Annotated in this window: 14 protein-coding genes; 6 read left to right on the forward strand and 8 right to left on the reverse strand. The window is 64.7% G+C overall.

Going from position 1 to position 15596, the window contains the following annotated elements; translation table 11 throughout:
- Complete coding sequence (locus tag LC062_RS10985; protein WP_224911081.1) at positions 1–1146, reverse strand: ABC transporter permease; 1146 nt, start codon at positions 1144–1146, stop codon at positions 1–3.
- Between the two features lie 158 nt (positions 1147–1304).
- Between LC062_RS10985 and dgcN the strand changes: the two genes are divergently transcribed.
- Positions 1305–2318 (forward strand): N-acetyltransferase DgcN, encoded by a 1014-nt coding sequence (gene dgcN / locus LC062_RS10990; protein ID WP_224911082.1) that lies wholly within the window; start codon positions 1305–1307, stop codon positions 2316–2318.
- Complete coding sequence (gene dgcA, locus LC062_RS10995) at positions 2315–3298, forward strand: N-acetyl-D-Glu racemase DgcA (protein WP_224911083.1); 984 nt, start codon at positions 2315–2317, stop codon at positions 3296–3298. Before dgcN ends, dgcA begins: the two co-directional genes overlap by 4 nt.
- 571 nt (positions 3299–3869) lie before the next feature.
- On the opposite strand, the gene LC062_RS11000 is transcribed toward dgcA, so the two are convergent.
- Complete coding sequence (locus LC062_RS11000; protein ID WP_224911084.1) at positions 3870–5030, reverse strand: MFS transporter; 1161 nt, start codon at positions 5028–5030, stop codon at positions 3870–3872.
- A gap of 135 nt (positions 5031–5165) precedes the next feature.
- Between LC062_RS11000 and LC062_RS11005 the strand changes: the two genes are divergently transcribed.
- Complete coding sequence (locus LC062_RS11005; RefSeq protein ID WP_224911085.1) at positions 5166–6413, forward strand: protein phosphatase CheZ; 1248 nt, start codon at positions 5166–5168, stop codon at positions 6411–6413.
- Between the two features lie 240 nt (positions 6414–6653).
- The gene (locus tag LC062_RS11010; RefSeq protein WP_224911086.1) at positions 6654–7250 is read left to right on the forward strand and encodes an isochorismatase family protein; all 597 of its coding nucleotides are present in this window, start codon (positions 6654–6656) and stop codon (positions 7248–7250) included.
- Here the strand turns inward: LC062_RS11010 and LC062_RS11015 are convergent.
- Both LC062_RS11015 and LC062_RS11020 read right to left on the reverse strand, forming a co-directional pair.
- Positions 7200–7643: an integrase core domain-containing protein gene (locus LC062_RS11015; RefSeq protein WP_224911087.1), complete on the reverse strand. Its 444-nt coding sequence runs from the start codon at positions 7641–7643 to the stop codon at positions 7200–7202. The genes LC062_RS11010 and LC062_RS11015 overlap by 51 nt on opposite strands.
- Before the next feature lie 82 nt (positions 7644–7725).
- A complete protein-coding gene (locus tag LC062_RS11020) occupies positions 7726–8178 on the reverse strand; it encodes a hypothetical protein (protein ID WP_224911088.1) in 453 nt (150 codons plus the stop codon).
- Positions 8179–8536: 358 nt separating this feature from the next.
- Here LC062_RS11020 and LC062_RS11025 point away from each other — a divergent pair, with 358 nt between their 5' ends.
- Complete coding sequence (locus LC062_RS11025; RefSeq protein ID WP_224911089.1) at positions 8537–9586, forward strand: DUF2336 domain-containing protein; 1050 nt, start codon at positions 8537–8539, stop codon at positions 9584–9586.
- A gap of 35 nt (positions 9587–9621) precedes the next feature.
- Here the strand turns inward: LC062_RS11025 and LC062_RS11030 are convergent, their stop codons facing one another.
- The 3 genes from LC062_RS11030 to LC062_RS11040 all read right to left on the reverse strand — a co-directional run bounded on the left by LC062_RS11030 (position 9622) and on the right by LC062_RS11040 (position 12520).
- On the reverse strand, positions 9622–10608 hold the full coding sequence (locus tag LC062_RS11030; protein ID WP_224911090.1) for a threonine ammonia-lyase: 987 nt from the start codon (positions 10606–10608) through the stop codon (positions 9622–9624).
- A 74-nt stretch (positions 10609–10682) separates the two neighbouring features.
- Positions 10683–11723, reverse strand: coding sequence for a glycosyltransferase family 4 protein (locus LC062_RS11035; RefSeq protein WP_224911091.1), 1041 nt, complete (start codon positions 11721–11723; stop codon positions 10683–10685).
- Positions 11720–12520, reverse strand: a complete 801-nt coding sequence (locus LC062_RS11040; RefSeq protein ID WP_224911092.1) for a UDP-2,3-diacylglucosamine diphosphatase — start codon at positions 12518–12520, stop codon at positions 11720–11722. The genes LC062_RS11035 and LC062_RS11040 overlap by 4 nt, the downstream gene beginning before the upstream one ends.
- Before the next feature lie 218 nt (positions 12521–12738).
- On the opposite strand from LC062_RS11040, the gene LC062_RS11045 reads away from it, so the two are divergent.
- On the forward strand, positions 12739–13518 hold the full coding sequence (locus tag LC062_RS11045; RefSeq protein WP_224911093.1) for an SDR family oxidoreductase: 780 nt from the start codon (positions 12739–12741) through the stop codon (positions 13516–13518).
- A 366-nt stretch (positions 13519–13884) separates the two neighbouring features.
- On the opposite strand, the gene LC062_RS11050 is transcribed toward LC062_RS11045, so the two are convergent.
- Complete coding sequence (locus tag LC062_RS11050; protein WP_224911094.1) at positions 13885–15207, reverse strand: OmpP1/FadL family transporter; 1323 nt, start codon at positions 15205–15207, stop codon at positions 13885–13887.
- Positions 15208–15596 lie beyond the last annotated feature (389 nt).

Below are 15596 nucleotides of genomic sequence, written 5' to 3' on the forward strand. Positions count from 1 at the left end.
TCAGATCCCGATCGAGGAGAAGAAAATCGCGAACAGACCGTCGACGACGATCACCATGAAGATCGCCTTCACCACCGACAAGGTGGTGTGACGGCCCAGCGATTCGGCCGATCCGGACACTTTCATGCCTTCCACGCAGGCAACGAGGCCGATGATCAGCGCCATGAACGGCGCCTTCACCAGCCCCACCAGCAGCGTGTCCGTGGACACCGCCACCTGCATCAGGTCGATGAACACACGCGGCGGAATATCGAGATAGACCCAGCTCACCAACCCGGCGCCGAACAGCGCCGCCAGATCGGACAGGAACGTCAGCACCGGCAGCGCCAGGATCAACGCCAGCAGGCGCGGGATCACCAGCACCTCGGTCACATGCAGGCCGATGACATGCAGCGCGTCGATTTCCTCGCGCATCTTCATCGAACCCAGCTCCGCGGTGAAGGCCGAACCGGAGCGGCCGGCCACCATGATCGCCGTCAGGATCACCCCGATCTCACGCAGGACGAGGACGCCCGCCAGGTCGACCACGTAGATATCGGCACCGAATTGCTTGAGATAGAAGCCGCCCTGCTGCGAGATGATCGCGCCGATCAGGAAGCTCATCAGCATGACAATCGGCACCGCGCCAATGCAGGAGCGGTCGAACTGGTTGGCGACCGACTTCAGCCGCAGGCAGCGCGGCCGTACGAACACCCCCGACAGCACCGTCACCATCGAGCCGACGATGTGCAGCACCGCGACCGCATCCTTGCAGACCTCGACCACCTGCCGGCCCGTCATCTCCAAGAGCCGCACCAGTGACAGCGGATGGCGTTCCGGCACCCATTCCGGCGGGTGATGCTGCTCCACTTCGGAAAGCAGCGCGCGGTAGGAGCCCTCCAGCCCGGTGATGATGACCCGGCGCCCCTGAAACTCCAGTTCCGCCTGCAGGCGGTGCAGCAGCCATGCCCCCGCCGTGTCGAGGCCATTGAGCCGCGACAGGTCGAGAATCACCTTCGCCGCGGGCGGCACGGCAAGATCGGCCAGCGCCGCCTCCAGAACCTCGCTGTGAAAGATCGTCCAGGGGCCTTCGGCAACGACGCGGCAGGTATGCGCATCGCCGGAAACGCTCAGTCTTGGTAGATCTTGTGCCGCATGGATCGTCATGACTGTCTTGCGTCGCCTCTTGCCGGCCATCCCGAAGGCCACGTATACCTTGCAGCCGCTGCCAGCGTCCAGATTGGCGGCACCTTCTGCCCGGCAAGGCGGCAACAGACCCGCTGCGACCGGAAACGGAACACATTCAATCGCTCAAGGAGCCTTCGATGGAAATCGCCCATCCTTACCTGCTCTTCCTGGGGGATGTCCCCGATGCGCTGGCCGCCAAGACCGGTCTTGGCATTGTCGACTGGCGCCGCGATTGGTGCCTGGGGCAATACCGCCTGCCGGGCTGCAAGGCCGATGCCGCGCTCGACGAGATGACCCCGAAGGAGGCCGCCGCCGCCGGTGTGCGTACCATGGTGATCGGCGCCGTCAATGCCGGCGGTGTGCTTCCTGAGCATTGGGTTGCCTCGGTGGTGGACGCGCTGGAAGCGGGACTGGATGTCGCCAGCGGCCTGCACATGCGCCTCGGCGCCGTTCCCGCGATCCGGGAAGCGGCGGAACGCACCGGCCGCAAGCTCTTCGACGTGCGCCATTCCGACGAGCGATTCGACACGGGCAAGGGCACCAAGCGCAGCGGCAAGCGGCTCCTGGCCGTGGGCACCGACTGCTCGGTCGGCAAGAAGTACACCGCTCTGGCGCTGGAAACGGCCATGCGCGCCCGTGGCTTCGATGCCGACTTTCGCGCCACCGGCCAGACCGGCATCTTCATCTCCGGACGCGGCGTCTCGCTCGACGCCGTGGTCGCCGACTTCATTTCCGGGGCGGCCGAATGGATTTCCCCGGCGGCGGACGCGAATCACTGGGACGTGATCGAAGGTCAGGGCTCGCTGTTCCACCCCTCCTTCGCCGGCGTCACCCTCGGCCTGTTGCACGGCTCCCAGCCCGATGCCTTCGTCGTCTGCCACGAGCCGACCCGCAAGACCATGCGCGGCGTCTCCACGCCCCTGCCGACGATCCAGCAGGTGATCGACATGACCATCGCCTGCGGCAAGCTCACCAATCCGGACATTCGCTGCGTCGGCATCTGCGTCAACACCGCTGCCCTCGACGAGGCCGAGGCCCGCCGCGTATTGGCGGAGCTTTCCGCCGAATACGGCCTGCCGGCCTGCGATCCGGTCCGCTTCGGCGCCGATCAGGTGGTCGACCAGCTGGCGCAGGAGTTCGGCGCGCCATGACCATCGCGCTGGAGGTCACAACCGAAAGCTGGCCGATCGAAGGCGCCTTCACCATCGCCCGCGGCAGCCGCACCCACGCCCATGTGGTGGTGGCGCGCGTGCGCGAGGGTGATCATGCCGGTCAGGGCGAATGCGTCCCCTACCCCCGCTACGGCGAGACCGTCGACGGGGTGATGGAGGACATCCGCAAGCTGGCACCCGAGCTGGAACGCGGTCTCGACCGGCATGGCCTGCAACAGGCCATGCCGGCGGGCGCGGCCCGCAACGCGCTCGACTGCGCGCTCTGGGACCTGGAGGCGAAGAAGGCAGGCAAGACCGTCGCGGAACTGCTCGGCCTGCCGGCGCTTGGACCCGTCGTCACCGCCTACACCATCTCCCTCGGCACGCCGGAGAAGATGGCCGCCGACACGGCGAAGGCGGCGGAGCGGCCGCTCTTGAAGATCAAGCTCGGCGGGGCGGGAGACGCGGAGCGGATCGCCGCCGTGCGCACTGCTGCGCCGAAGGCCCGGCTGATCGTCGATGCCAACGAGGGCTGGAGCCTTGCCGACTTCGACGCCCACATGAGCGCCTGCGCCGAGGCCGGGGTGGAGCTGATCGAGCAGCCCCTGCCGGCGGCCGAGGATGCGGCGCTCGCCGGCCTTGCCCGCAAGGTGCCGGTCTGTGCGGATGAAAGCCTGCACACCTCCGCCGACATCCCCCGGCTGGCACCGCTCTATGACGCGGTCAACATCAAGCTCGACAAGACCGGCGGCCTGACCGAGGCGCTCGCCCTGTTCGAGGCCGCGCGCGCGCAAAAGCTGGCGATCATGACCGGCTGCATGGTCGGCACTTCGCTGGCCATGGCGCCGGCGATGATCCTGGCCCAGCGGGCCGATTTCGTCGATCTCGACGCGCCGCTGCTCCTGGCCACCGACCGGGTGCCCGGCCTGCGATTCGAGGGCAGCACCATGTACCCCGCCGGAGCCGATCTCTGGGGCTGATCCCACCTCAGGCACACACAAGACGGGCGCGGCTCTTTTCGGATCCGCGCCCATCCACTGCTGGCAAGAGGCGAAACATTTCCTGGCGTCATCAACTCATTGCGGTGAGTTCGTCTCTCCTTCAGACATTGAAGATGACGATGTTCCTTGCGTATGATCGAAGTCGATGCCCCATGGCCCCGCGTCCTCTCGGCCCCCGAGCCAGGATCGGGGTGCCGAAAGATAGGACTGGAACCGGGAGACCGTGCCTCCCCGATCCCGGATCTCCGCTTTGCTCCGTCCGGGAGGACGCAGAGAGTGGGGCAAGGTGCGGCGGAGACCAGAGTCGCCTCATGTCTTGGCGTCATCCCGGGCAAGCTTTAGCGCGACCCGGGATCGGGGAGCCGAAAGGAGGTGTGCGTTTTCAATCGGCTGGAACCGAAAGGCCGTGCCTCGCCGATCCCGGATCTCCGCTTGCGCGTCGTCCGGGAGGACGCCCCCAGAGGATTTGTCACAACGTTCAGGGTGCGGATCCTTTCCGATCCGCGCCCGTTTTCACATCCCCCGCCGCGAACGCCGGCAGAGCGCCCGCCTAAAGGCCCGCTCCGCCGCCGCGCCAGCGCCGGCGCAGCGCACTGGCCACCAGCAAGGCCCCGCCGGCCGCTGACAGCCCCGCCATGGCGTGAAAGGCGAGCTCCGGGCCAAGCGAATAAAGCTGCCCGGCCATCGCCGAGGCCAGCGCGGTCAGAAGACCGACCATCATCGACATCACCCCTTGCGCCGTTCCGGCCCAGCGCGGCGGCGCGGTTCGTGCCACATAGGCCACCGCCCCCAGATGGCTGGCGCCGAAGCTGAGCCCATGCAGCGCCTGCAACAGCGCCACGCTCAAAGGATCGGTGGCCAGCGGAAACAGCAGCCAGCGCAAGGTGGCTCCGGCGGCGCCAAGGCCCAAGAGCCCGGCGATGCCAAGCCGCAGGCCAAGCTGCCCGGCAATGGCGAACAGACCGATCTCGGTCACCACGCCCAGACCCCAGAACACCCCGACCGCCGAGCCGGGAATGCCGGCCTTCGCCCAGAACAGCGCGCTGAAGGCATAGTAGGCCGCGTGACTGGCCTGGATCAGCCCGGTGGCGCACAGCACCATGAGGAAGCCCGGTGTCAGCACCGTCGTCACGCCGGTCCAGCTCCGGACCTCCCCATCCGTCACCGCCGCCTCCGGGCGCCCCGGCAAGCCCCGGCCCACGGCCACGGCGCACACGAGCCCGGCGATGATGCCGCCGATCACCACCTCCCGGGTCCAGCCGCCGACCAGCACACCGCCGATCAGGTTGGCGACGATGAAGGAAACCGAGCCCCACAGGCGCATGCGGCCATAGTCCCCGCCCCCTTCCCGTTCCACCCGGGCGGCCAGCGCGTCGCCAAGCGGCATCAGCGGTGACCAGACGAAAGCGGTCACCAGTAGCAGAAGGAACATGGGCACGAAGCCGCCAATGAAGAAAAATCCGGAAAAGCCCACCAGCGACAGGAGCGACAAGGTGGTGATGGCGCTGGCCGGGGTGGCGTAGCGGTCCGCCAGCCCACTGACCAGCGGATTGGCGATGAGCCGCACGATCATCGGAACCGCCAAGAGGGTGCCGATTTCGCCTGCGCTGAGCCCGGCTTCGTTCAGCAGCAGCGGAAAGAACGGCAGGAACAGGCCAAGGCCGAAAAACTGGGCGGCGAAGAAGGCCGCCACCCGGGTTCGCAATTGCATGAACGAAAGTCCAGTTTGGAAGGGACGCGCCCTTCTATACCGATTTTAAGGATTTGGCGATTAAGCATTGAGCCGGGCAAACCGCACGCCAAGTGCTGCGTTCCGGCGGTGTGACATGACGCGGATAGAAGAAGAATGGCAGAAAACGGTACACCGAGCGCGATCCGGGACAGCGACTACGACGCCCTCTTCAATGCGTTGAGCGAAACGGATCGCGGTCGCCGGTTCCTTCAGGAATATCTGGTCCGCAACCAGAAGCCGGATACGCAGATCGTTCTCGATGCGATCGGCCGCCTCGAAAAGGTGATGACCCGCGAGCGCACGGTGCCCGATCTCGACCGCATTCGCCTCGATATCGCCGACATGCAAGAAGCCATCGAGCGCACCAAGCGCGAGATTGCCAACATCAAGCATGAGGCCGAAGAGGGGAACCGCTTCGTCGAGGCGTCCAACGAGCTGGATGCCATCGTCACACAGACCGAAAGCGCGACCCAGGAAATTCTCGCCGCCGCCGAGGCCATTCAGGAGCATGCCTGGACCCTGCGCGAAAGCGGCGCCGACCAGGCGATCTGCGACGACATCGACGGCCGGGCCACGGAAATCTTCATGGCCTGCTCGTTCCAGGACCTGACCGGCCAGCGCACCCAGAAGATCGTTCAGGTGCTGCAATACCTGGAATCGCGCATCAATCTGATGATCTCTATCTGGGGCATCGAGGACGTGAAGGGCGAGGACACCGAGATCCGGCAGGACAGCCGGCCGGATGCGCATCTTCTCAATGGCCCGCAGCTCAAAGGGCGCGGCGTCTGCCAGAATACGGTCGATGAGCTGTTCAGCCAGCAGGAAGAAACCCCGTCGGCGGATGCGCACGCCGCCGAGCAAGCGCAGATCGATGCCGCCTTCGAGGGCATGGACGACATGGCCGGTCTCGTCGCCGGAGCGACCGTGACCGACGACGATCTCGACGCCCTGTTCGCCAATACCGCAACCGCCGAGGATGACGAGGAGACCAGCGGCGCCGATGGCGAAGCCGATGTCTTCGCCGCACCGGCCCCCGCCGCAGCGCCCGATACCGGGCTCGGCACGGCCGCCCTCGACCTCAGCGCCGAGGATCTGGTCGGCGCCGATATCTTTGCCAGCCCGGACGTCTCGGACAAGACCAAGGCCAGCACCGAGGTCGAAACCGGGGCCGAGGCACCGGACGCATCCCCTGTCGAGGCGGACCATGTCGAGGCGGAGGCCGCGCCGGCTGAACCGGAAGACGATGTGGTGATTGTCGATGAGGCGGATGATCTGAACTGGCGGAACGATGAGGACAGCCCCAAGGAGCCGGATCCGCTCGATCGCCTGTCCCCCGGCGAACGCCAGTCCCTGTTCAGCTAGGCCGAAATCCGTACACAGCAAGCGCTCTTCTGACCGCTCAGCGGAGACGATCCGGGGGCGCCTGCCGCCCCCCGGACGAACGGGTTAGGCCGTGTACTCATAAATGCAGATGTCCACCCGAGGGGCAGTCTATGTCCCGAGTGAGGGACGAAGCAGACCTATGGTACTCGGCTCTCCTGGATGCGATAAGAAAAAGTGGATGCCAATCACACTCACAAAAAAACGTCCCTCGTGAGAAAGATGTCGCAGAACATGAATGTTCAGTCCGCGCCCTGTCCCCTCGTCATCCTCGATGTGCAGGACGCCATCGACCAGCCGGTCTGGGATGGCAAGAATAATCCCCAATATTTGGCCGTGATCATGCGTCTTTTGGCGCACTGGCGACTGAACGGCTGGCCAGTTCTTCACATCAAGCATGACGAGCCGACACTGGCGTCAAGCTATCACACGCACGGTCCGTGGAACGGCATCAAGGCTGAAGTTGCACCGATAGCGGGCGAAACGGTTATAGCCAAACAGCAGAACTGCGCGTTCATCGGAACTGAGTTGGACCGGGTTCTCAGAGATACGGGGACCAACCGCCTGGTTTTGACGGGGGTTGTCATCCACAACAGCATGGATGCCACGGTGCGCGCCGGTAAGGCGCTTGGATATGATATCATCCTGCCGTCAGATGCCACTACAGCCGTACCGGTCGTCGGGCTAAACGGGAAATCGTGGAATGCGGAGACGGTTCACGACCTGACTCTGGCCATACTCAGCGGCGAATACGCAAAGGTCATGACCTCAGATGAGGTGATCAAGTGGTTCCCCGGATGTATACCTTCGGAAATCTGACCTGTGGTTTGTGATCCGGTACTTCCGTGAAGAGCCTGAACTGGGGGGCTTGATTCCCATATGGGGCCATTTGTGATTGTACCCGTCGAACCATCTCGGCAGATCAGCTTCGCGTGAGAGTGACGACTTGAACGGGATGGCGTAGGGCCGGTTCCGGCGTATGGTCTGGATCAAGTGCTCTGCCATGCCGTTGGTTCTGGGCGTGTAGAGCCTAGTCCTTGTGTAGCGGATGGAAAGCCTTTTCGGGATTTTTCGTAACAGCTTTGCGATGTAGCCCGGCCCGTTGACGGTCATCACACGCTCGACCCTGACGCCGCACGCCTCGAACCAGAGCAGGGCCCGGCGCTCACTCAAGCCGAACTCCTCCACGACCGTCTTGAGCGGGTTGTTCATCCTAGAAGCCTTCCGGTGAAGGTTTGGTCGCAAGCACCTTCAAACTTTCAAGCTGGATGAACAACCACCCCAGATCCCACATCTAGTTGGTCTTGAAGTCCACCACCTTGCTCCCGCGCAAGGTGCAGATGCCGTTCCTGTAAGCCAGGATAACCTGCGGATTCTCTTGCGTCCTATCGATCTCGTAGGTGATCTTGACGGTCTTCTCGTAATCGCCGCGCACCTCCTTGAACACCTTCCTCTTGACCGGATACCCCATCCGGTCCCGCGCGAACCCGTCGCAGATTTCCTCCGCCAGCCCATCGCCGATGGTCTCGCGCCGTTCGCGCTCCTTGCGGTAGTCCTCCTCGGTCATTTCACTGACCTTCACCATCGCCAGGCACTGGTTGAACTCCTGAGTGCCGGGGGTGAGGTTGGACGCCAGGCAGATCAGTTCCTCGCGGCTTGGCTTCGGCACATCCGGTTCCCACGAGCGCTCCGATCCCCCGTCCGATACGCAACCCGCCACGATCAGCGCCGCCGCGATTCCCGCCACTCTAGCCATCTCCACCTCGCATACTGGTATTTCTATCAATGTTGTAAGCGGAGTGGTTGTACAGAGCACTGTTCTAAAATCAACCGGAGCAGCGCAGCTTTTCCATACTGCGTCCGGCAACCATCGCCGGCCCTCCGGGCAAGGCATCCCGCGACACAGGGTGGCATCCCCTCGCGTTCGGCGGGAAACGCAACGTCAACTTTCTCATGCCACCCTGTGCGAGACCAAAGCTCAGGGCAAAATCGCGAGGCTCTATAAGTATTTTTAACGATCTCCCTGCGATAGTTTGTTTCCAAAAAGAAAAATTAAAAGGATTTCGGCCGAATAACGCCGAGACCTGACGGAACGGATCGCCGCCATGCTCATGGAAAAGCTGGAGAAACTCGCCAAGATCAAGGCGCCTTCCGCAAGGTCCGAGCTCGTTCGCATGTTGAGCGCGCAATATTCGGACAAGCAGGAAAGCGAACCGTCGGAGGCGGAACGTCAGCTTTTCTCCGCCCTGGTCCTCGATGTCTTCGATCAGCTCGACCGCTCCGCCCGGCTCGACATCGTCGTGCGCCTTGCCAAGACCGACCGCATCACCTCCCCGCTGGCCGACCGGCTGGCCGGAGAGGCCTTCGAACTCTGCGAACCGGTGCTGGAACACTCGCCGGTGATCAGCGGCGCCCGCCTTGCCGACATTGCCCGCCAACGCTCCGACCGGCACCGGCTGGCGATTGCCCGCCGCCGCCGTGTGCCGGCGGAGATCGTCGACACGCTGATCGCCAGAGGCGCCTTTCCGGTGGTCAATGCGCTGCTGCATAACCCGGGGGCGGTGTTCGAGGTGCGCGCGCTGCTGGCGACATTGATCCTCTCCGCCTCCGAAGCGCGGCTGATGGGGGCGATGGCCGGCCGCTGCACCCACGACGAGGTGTTTTGCGACGATCTGCGGCTGATCGGCCAGAGCAACTGCCCACTGATGCCGGTGGCCCTGTCGCAGGCGCTGGACAACGACGACGCACTTTTCCGGCTTGCCGAAACCGCTGTCGCCGACGACCGCGACCCGCATTTCGATGTGGATGGCGAAAGCCTCAGCCGGCACGAGGTACGCATCCAGATCGCCGCCGGAGAACTCAGCTTCGAGACGATCCTCCTGATCCTGATCGACCGCCAGGACATGGCCGGCATCGTCTGGTTGCTGGCGCACCATCTCAACATGCGCGAGGGTGCGATCCGCGACACCTTCGCCTCACAGGCCGACGGCGCCGTCGCCCTGCTGATGAAGGAGACGGGGATCGGCCACAAGACCTATGGGAAATTCGCCCGCCTGCGCCACGCCTGGCTGGGCCTGAGCGGCAGCGGTGTCGCCGATGAGGTCTACCGCTTCCGCGCCATGCGACAAGCCGCCTCCCCGCGCCGCGTCAACTGACGGACGCGGCCCGGAAGACGGCGACGCGGCAAGTGCTATTCCGCCAGAGCCTTTGCCAGCATCGGCGGGTCGATATTGCCACCCGAAAGCGTCAGCGCGATGCAGCGCCCGGCCACCGGCAACTTGCCGAACAGCACGGCGGCCAGCGTCACCGCCCCGCCCGGCTCCACCACCAGCTTCAGCTCCCGGAACGCGAAGGCCACCGCCGCCAGCGCTTCCGCGTCGCTGACGACCAGCCCCTCCTTTGCCCGTCGCCGGGTGATCTCGAAGCCAAGCGTTCCCGGCGCGCGCGACAGAAGCGCATCGCAGATCGATCCGCTCTCCGACGGGTTCGCCAGGATTTCCCCCGCAATCAGCGAGCGGCGATGATCGTCGAACCCCTCCGGTTCCACCGGATGGATCGCGCAATCCGGCACCAGGGTTTCCAGCGCCAGGGCGATGCCGGCGGTCAGCCCGCCGCCACCGGCGCAGGTCAGCATCGCTTCCGGCTCCAGCCCCATTGCCCGCGCCTGCTCCGCCAGTTCCAGACCGGCGGTGCCCTGTCCGGCGATCACCCCCGCATCGTTGAACGGGTGCACCAGGATGGCACCTGTTTCCTCGGCGAGGGTGCGGGCGATCTCCTCCCGGTCGTCAACCCCGCGCCGGTAGGTGACGACCCGCGCGCCGGAGCGCTCGGTACGGGCGATCTTGGAGGCCGGTGCATCCTCCGGCATGACGATGGTTGCCGGCATGGAGAAAAGCCGCGCCGCCTCGGCGACCCCTTGCGCGTGATTGCCGGAGGAACAGGCGACCACGCCGGCCGGCCGCTGCGCGTCCGGGATCATCGACAACCGGTTGCAGGCGCCGCGAAACTTGAACGAGCCGGTGCGCTGCAGCGTCTCCGCCTTCAGCAGGATGGTTCCCCCGGTCAGTTCATCGAGAAAGGGCGAGTTGAGCAGCGGCGTCACCACCGCCCGCCCGGCGATGCGCGCGCGGGCATCGAGAACATCCTGGAACTGCGGTCCGGCAAGCATGGCATCCATGGTCATTTCCTCCATCAGGATATGACCGGTACACCATTCCCCCGCCCGGTTGAAGCCGCCGGGCGCGTTTCAGCTCATGCCGCCCGGGCAGCACCGGCGGCGGCCAGGCGCTTGGCGGCCATGCAGTTGTCGATGAACTGCCGGGTGCTGCGCTCCCAGGTATAGCCGAGCGCCACTTCGCGGCAGCGGGCGCGCGGGATCTGCAGCGCGGCGCGCGCGGCAAGCCCCAGATCGGCGTGCAGCACTCCGGCGCCGGTATCGGCGACGATGTCGACCGGCCCCATCACCGGATAGGCCGCCACCGGCACGCCGCAGGCCAGCGCCTCCAGCAGCACATTGCCGAATGTATCGGTCAGGCTCGGGAACACCACCACATCGGCGGAGGCATAGTGGCGGGCAAGATCCTCGCCGACCCGCGCGCCGGTGAACAGCACATCCGGATAGGCGGCGCGCAAGGGCGCCAGCTGCGGCCCGTCGCCGACCACCACCTTGCTGCCCGGCAGATCGAGATCGAGGAACGCCTCGATGTTCTTTTCCACCGCCACCCGGCCCACATACATGAACACCGGTCCTGGAAGGTCGTCGGGCAGCACGCTGCCCTCGAACGGGCGGAACAGGTCGTGATCGACCCCGCGCGACCAGCGCATCAGATTGACGAAGCCGCGCCGACCAAGCGCCCGCTCCAGCGTGCCGGTCGCCACCATGCAGCCATGGCCGGCATTGTGAAACCGGCGCAGCCAGGAATAGGACCAGTCGAGCGGCACCGGCATCCGCGCCGACAGGTATTCGGGGAAGCGGGTGTGGTAGCTGGTGGTGAAGATCCGGCCGGACTGGCGCGCGGCACGCGCGGCCAGCAGCCCGAGCGGTCCCTCCGTTGCGATATGCAGATGCTCGCAATCCCGCGCGGCGATCTCCCGGCGCACCACTGCCGGCGTTGCCAGTGTCAGGCGGATTTCCGGGTAGGTCGGACAGGGAACGGTGCGAAAATTCGCCGGCGACAGGATTTCCACCCGCACGCCGAGCCGCTCCATCTCCCCTTGCGTGCGCTCAATGGAGCGCACCACGCCGTTGATCTGCGGATGCCAGGCATCGGAGACAATCAGCAGAGACCTCATGCTGCGGCCCGCGTGGTGGCCGGCTTGGGAAGACGCGCCTGCTCGCCCCGCTTCGCCCAGTGGATCACCTCGAAGGTCCCGTCGTGATGCTCGGCAACGGCGGTGCAGCTTTCCACCCAGTCGCCGGTGTTGATGTAGTGGGTGCCATAGTCGCTGTGGTCGGCCGCATGGTGAATGTGACCGCAGATCACCCCATCAACGCCCTGGCGCTCGGCCTCCTGGGCCAGCGTCTCCTCGAACTTGCCGATGAAATTGACCGCATTCTTGACCTTCAGCTTGGCCCAGGCCGACAGCGACCAGTAGGTCAGCCCGAGACGCCGGCGCACCATGTTGAGCCCGGTGTTCAGGTTGAGCGCGGTCACATAGGCCCAGTCGCCGAGATAAGCGAGCCACTTGGCGTGGCGCACCACCACATCGAACCGGTCGCCATGGATCACCAGATAGCGCCGGCCGTCCGCCGTCTCGTGGATCGTCTCGTCCACCACCTCGATGCCGCCGAAATGGGTGCCGAGGAAGTCGCGCAGGAACTCGTCGTGATTGCCGGGCGTGTAGACGATCCGCGCGCCCTTGCGCCCCTTGCGCAACAGCTTCTGCACCACGTCATTGTGCAGCTGCGGCCAGTGCCACATGCGGCGCAGGCGCCAGCCATCGACAATATCGCCGACGAGATAGATGGTCTCCGCATCGTTGTAGCGCAGAAAATCCAGCAGAAGTTCCGCCTGACATCCCCGCGTTCCAAGGTGGATATCCGACAGGAAAAGCGTTCTGTAGTGCCTGGGTGCTTGCTCGGCGGACATGATGACCTCCCGACGTGGGTTCGCCGAGAGTAGTGCGCGACTTCGGTCTCAGAAATATGACACCGCCCGACAAAAGAGCGCGAGGCTTGCTTGCCGGCATGGGCGCGCAGAGCCACGGCTCACCGCTGCCGCGATGGACAGGCGAGCGCGTTTCCCGCTATCAGACAAGAAGGAAATCCGCGCCGGCAGCGGCTTGGAGACAGGATGGGAGGAAGGTCATGGACCTGGGCATTTCCGGCCGCAAGGCAATCGTTTGCGCATCGAGCCGCGGGCTTGGGCGCGGCTGCGCCGAGGCGCTTGCCGAAGCCGGCTGCGATCTGGTGATCAACGGTCTCGACCCGCAGCGGCTGGAGGCGACAGCAGCGGATCTGCGCGCCCGATTCGACGTCACGGTCGAGGCGGTTGCCGCCGACATGTCGTCGCCCGAGGGTCAGAAGGCCGTGCTCGCGGCCTGCCCGCAGCCGGACATTCTGGTCAACAACAATGGCGGCCCGCCGCGCCGCGACTTTCGCGATCTGGACCGGGAGGCGATGATCTCCGGTGTCATCCAGAACATGATCTCGCCCATCGAAATGATTCAGCAGGTCGCCGACGGCATGGCCGAGCGCGGCTTCGGCCGCATCGTCAACATCACCTCGATCACGGTCCGGATGCCGATCGAGGGGCTCGATCTGTCCAGCGGCGCCCGGGCCGGGCTGACCGCCTTCCTCGCCGGGGTCGGGCGGACCTACGCCCACCGCAATGTGACGATCAACAACCTGCTCCCGGGCAAGATGGACACCGACCGGCTGCGCGGTGGCTTCGAGCGCGCGGCGGCCCAACGCGGCGTCAGCATCGAAGACGTGAGCGCGGCGCAGGCGGCGGAAATCCCCGCCCGCCGCTTTGGCACCGCCGAGGAGTTCGGTCAGGTCTGCGCTTTCTACTGCTCGCGTCAGGCCGGCTATGTCACAGGCCAGAACATTCTGGTCGACGGCGGTCTCTATCCGGCTGCGTTCTGAGCACACCGCCTCCCCTGCAATGGGAGCGGCCCGCCATGCCCGAACCGCCCACTGTGCCTTGCCGGTCCCGGATCTCTGCTCCGTCCGGGAGGACGCGGAGCGTGGGGCGATATCCAGAGAAAACCAACCCTTGCCCATCTCTCGGCGTCATCCAGGGCAAGCCTTGGCGCGACCCGGGATCGGAGAGCCGAAAGAGGCGCATTTTCAGGAGATTGAAGCCGAGAGACGTGGCTCCCCGGTCCCGGATCTTCGCTTCGCCCCCCGAAGGGCTTCCCTGTCACGCAAAAGGCCGGCGGATCGCTCCACCGGCCTTTCGTCATGTGGACGCCCCCTGTCCACACTCAACGATCAGAGGCGCGTCCCGCCTCAGTACTTACGGATCGGATCCAGCTCCGGCCGCTCGACCGGCCCGCCCCAAGTATAGCGCAGCGAGGCCGAGACAATGTTGACGTTGGCATCGACATTCGAGCTGTAGGTACCAAGCGCGGGGACATAATCCTGATGGCCCGGCCCGATGTTGACCCGGGTGGCGGCCGTATGGATGTAGGTGTAGCCGAAATCGACCGCCAGATTGTCCATCACCTGGTAGCTGGCACCGGCCGACAGCCACAGCCGATCATTATCCGGCAGGCGGGTGGAGCGAATGTCCGTGTCGATCGGCGACAGCTCATAGGCGATACCGGCGCGCAAGGTCAGATCCTCGTTGAAGTCATATTCGCCGCCGAGCGCGAAATACCAGCCATCGCTGTAATTGAACGGCAATGCCTTCACCGTCGCGCCATTTGGCGCTAGCGCGCGCGGCGTCTTAAAACGGCTCCAGTTGGTCCATTCCACCGTGCCGAGAACGCGGAAAGCATCGGTCACCCGCTGCTTGACCGACAGGTTGACCATGTCCGGCGTGATCAGGTTGGCCGTGATCGGAATGCTGGTACCCGGCGCGACGAAGGTGCCGCTCAGTTGATGCGACACACCAGAACGGTAGCCCAGACCGATTTCCGTGCCCTCGATTGGTTTGAGGGTGACACCGGCGGTGACACCGAAGCCGATATCGTCCCCCTCCAGCGAGCCGGTCGGGAAGCCCGGAACGTTTGGAACGCCGGTCTTCAGGGCCACGGCGAACTGCTGAATCTGCAGGCCGAAGGCGAAGGACAGCATCTCGTTGAACTTGTAGCCGATCATCGGCGTCACATTCAGCGAGGCGGCCTTGGAGGAGCGGGAGTAGAACTGCCCGGCCCAGTTCTCGTTCGGCTTGGTCGACAGGCCGAAGGGCGCGTTGATCGCCAGGCCGAAGAACACCTGATCGGTCACCTTGTAGGCGGTGTAGCTCGCCGGAATATAGGCATCATTGGCGACGTCGCCGGAGGGCGCGTTACTGTTAGGCAACACGATGCCGAACGGCGGAAGCGCCGCTCCCGAGGACGTGAAGGTGCCATCCATCTTCCCCGTCGGCACAATCAGCGTGTTATGCGCCTCGAAGGTCAGCCCGTCGGGCGCACCGGTGATCGTCGCCGGGTTCCAGAAGATCGAGGAGATCGACGGACCGGTGGTGCCATAGCCAGCAAAGGACATACCCTGATAATAGGAGCTCTGCTCACGCAGGGCGAACCCGCCCGCGGAAGCTTCGGTGGCGATCCCGACAGCGGTCAGCGCCGATACGGCGAGAAGCGCGTTCTTAATCCTGTTCGTCATATCCGGTTTTTTCCTCCCAACAACGCAAACGCGGCGCACCACCCCTGTGCACCGTTAACGTAAGCGTCATGTTGGGCAGGAAATCCCGGTCAGGCAAACCCGAAACGGCGCCCCCTGGCACCCCGTCATGCCGGAAAACTGGCGGCTTTCAGCCATTCCGTAACGGAACAAAATCGGCATCAGTGGGAGATTTGCCAGAATTCGTTCGATTTGTGTCAATTTGATTGCGGTCGCGGTCACCGACCGGACGAATGCCCATATTTTAGGCAAATCAGACCCCTAAATAACACCTCTTCGATTTGGTCGAAGCTGTGGCAAAAATGCGACAATCGCACCTGTCAAAACAACCAGTGATAGCGAATCGCATAACGCGATTCAGATGAGATTGC

It is taken from the genome of Stappia indica (assembly GCF_020177335.1).
GTDB classification, from domain to species: domain Bacteria; phylum Pseudomonadota; class Alphaproteobacteria; order Rhizobiales; family Stappiaceae; genus Stappia; species Stappia indica_B.

Bases quoted from the DNA above. Each gene is read 5' to 3' on its own strand.
- LC062_RS11050 (WP_224911094.1), bottom strand. From the start codon at position 15,207: ATGACGAACAGGATTAAGAACGCGCTTCTCGCCGTATCGGCGCTGACC.
- LC062_RS11030 (WP_224911090.1), bottom strand. From the start codon at position 10,608: ATGGATGCCATGCTTGCCGGACCGCAGTTCCAGGATGTTCTCGATGCC.
- LC062_RS10985 (WP_224911081.1), bottom strand. From the start codon at position 1,146: ATGACGATCCATGCGGCACAAGATCTACCAAGACTGAGCGTTTCCGGC.
- LC062_RS11025 (WP_224911089.1), top strand. From the start codon at position 8,537: ATGCTCATGGAAAAGCTGGAGAAACTCGCCAAGATCAAGGCGCCTTCC.
- dgcN (WP_224911082.1), top strand. From the start codon at position 1,305: ATGGAAATCGCCCATCCTTACCTGCTCTTCCTGGGGGATGTCCCCGAT.
- LC062_RS11000 (WP_224911084.1), bottom strand. From the start codon at position 5,030: ATGCAATTGCGAACCCGGGTGGCGGCCTTCTTCGCCGCCCAGTTTTTC.
- LC062_RS11010 (WP_224911086.1), top strand. From the start codon at position 6,654: ATGTCGCAGAACATGAATGTTCAGTCCGCGCCCTGTCCCCTCGTCATC.
- LC062_RS11005 (WP_224911085.1), top strand. From the start codon at position 5,166: ATGGCAGAAAACGGTACACCGAGCGCGATCCGGGACAGCGACTACGAC.
- LC062_RS11040 (WP_224911092.1), bottom strand. From the start codon at position 12,520: ATGTCCGCCGAGCAAGCACCCAGGCACTACAGAACGCTTTTCCTGTCG.
- LC062_RS11035 (WP_224911091.1), bottom strand. From the start codon at position 11,723: ATGAGGTCTCTGCTGATTGTCTCCGATGCCTGGCATCCGCAGATCAAC.
- LC062_RS11045 (WP_224911093.1), top strand. From the start codon at position 12,739: ATGGACCTGGGCATTTCCGGCCGCAAGGCAATCGTTTGCGCATCGAGC.
- LC062_RS11015 (WP_224911087.1), bottom strand. From the start codon at position 7,643: ATGAACAACCCGCTCAAGACGGTCGTGGAGGAGTTCGGCTTGAGTGAG.
- dgcA (WP_224911083.1), top strand. From the start codon at position 2,315: ATGACCATCGCGCTGGAGGTCACAACCGAAAGCTGGCCGATCGAAGGC.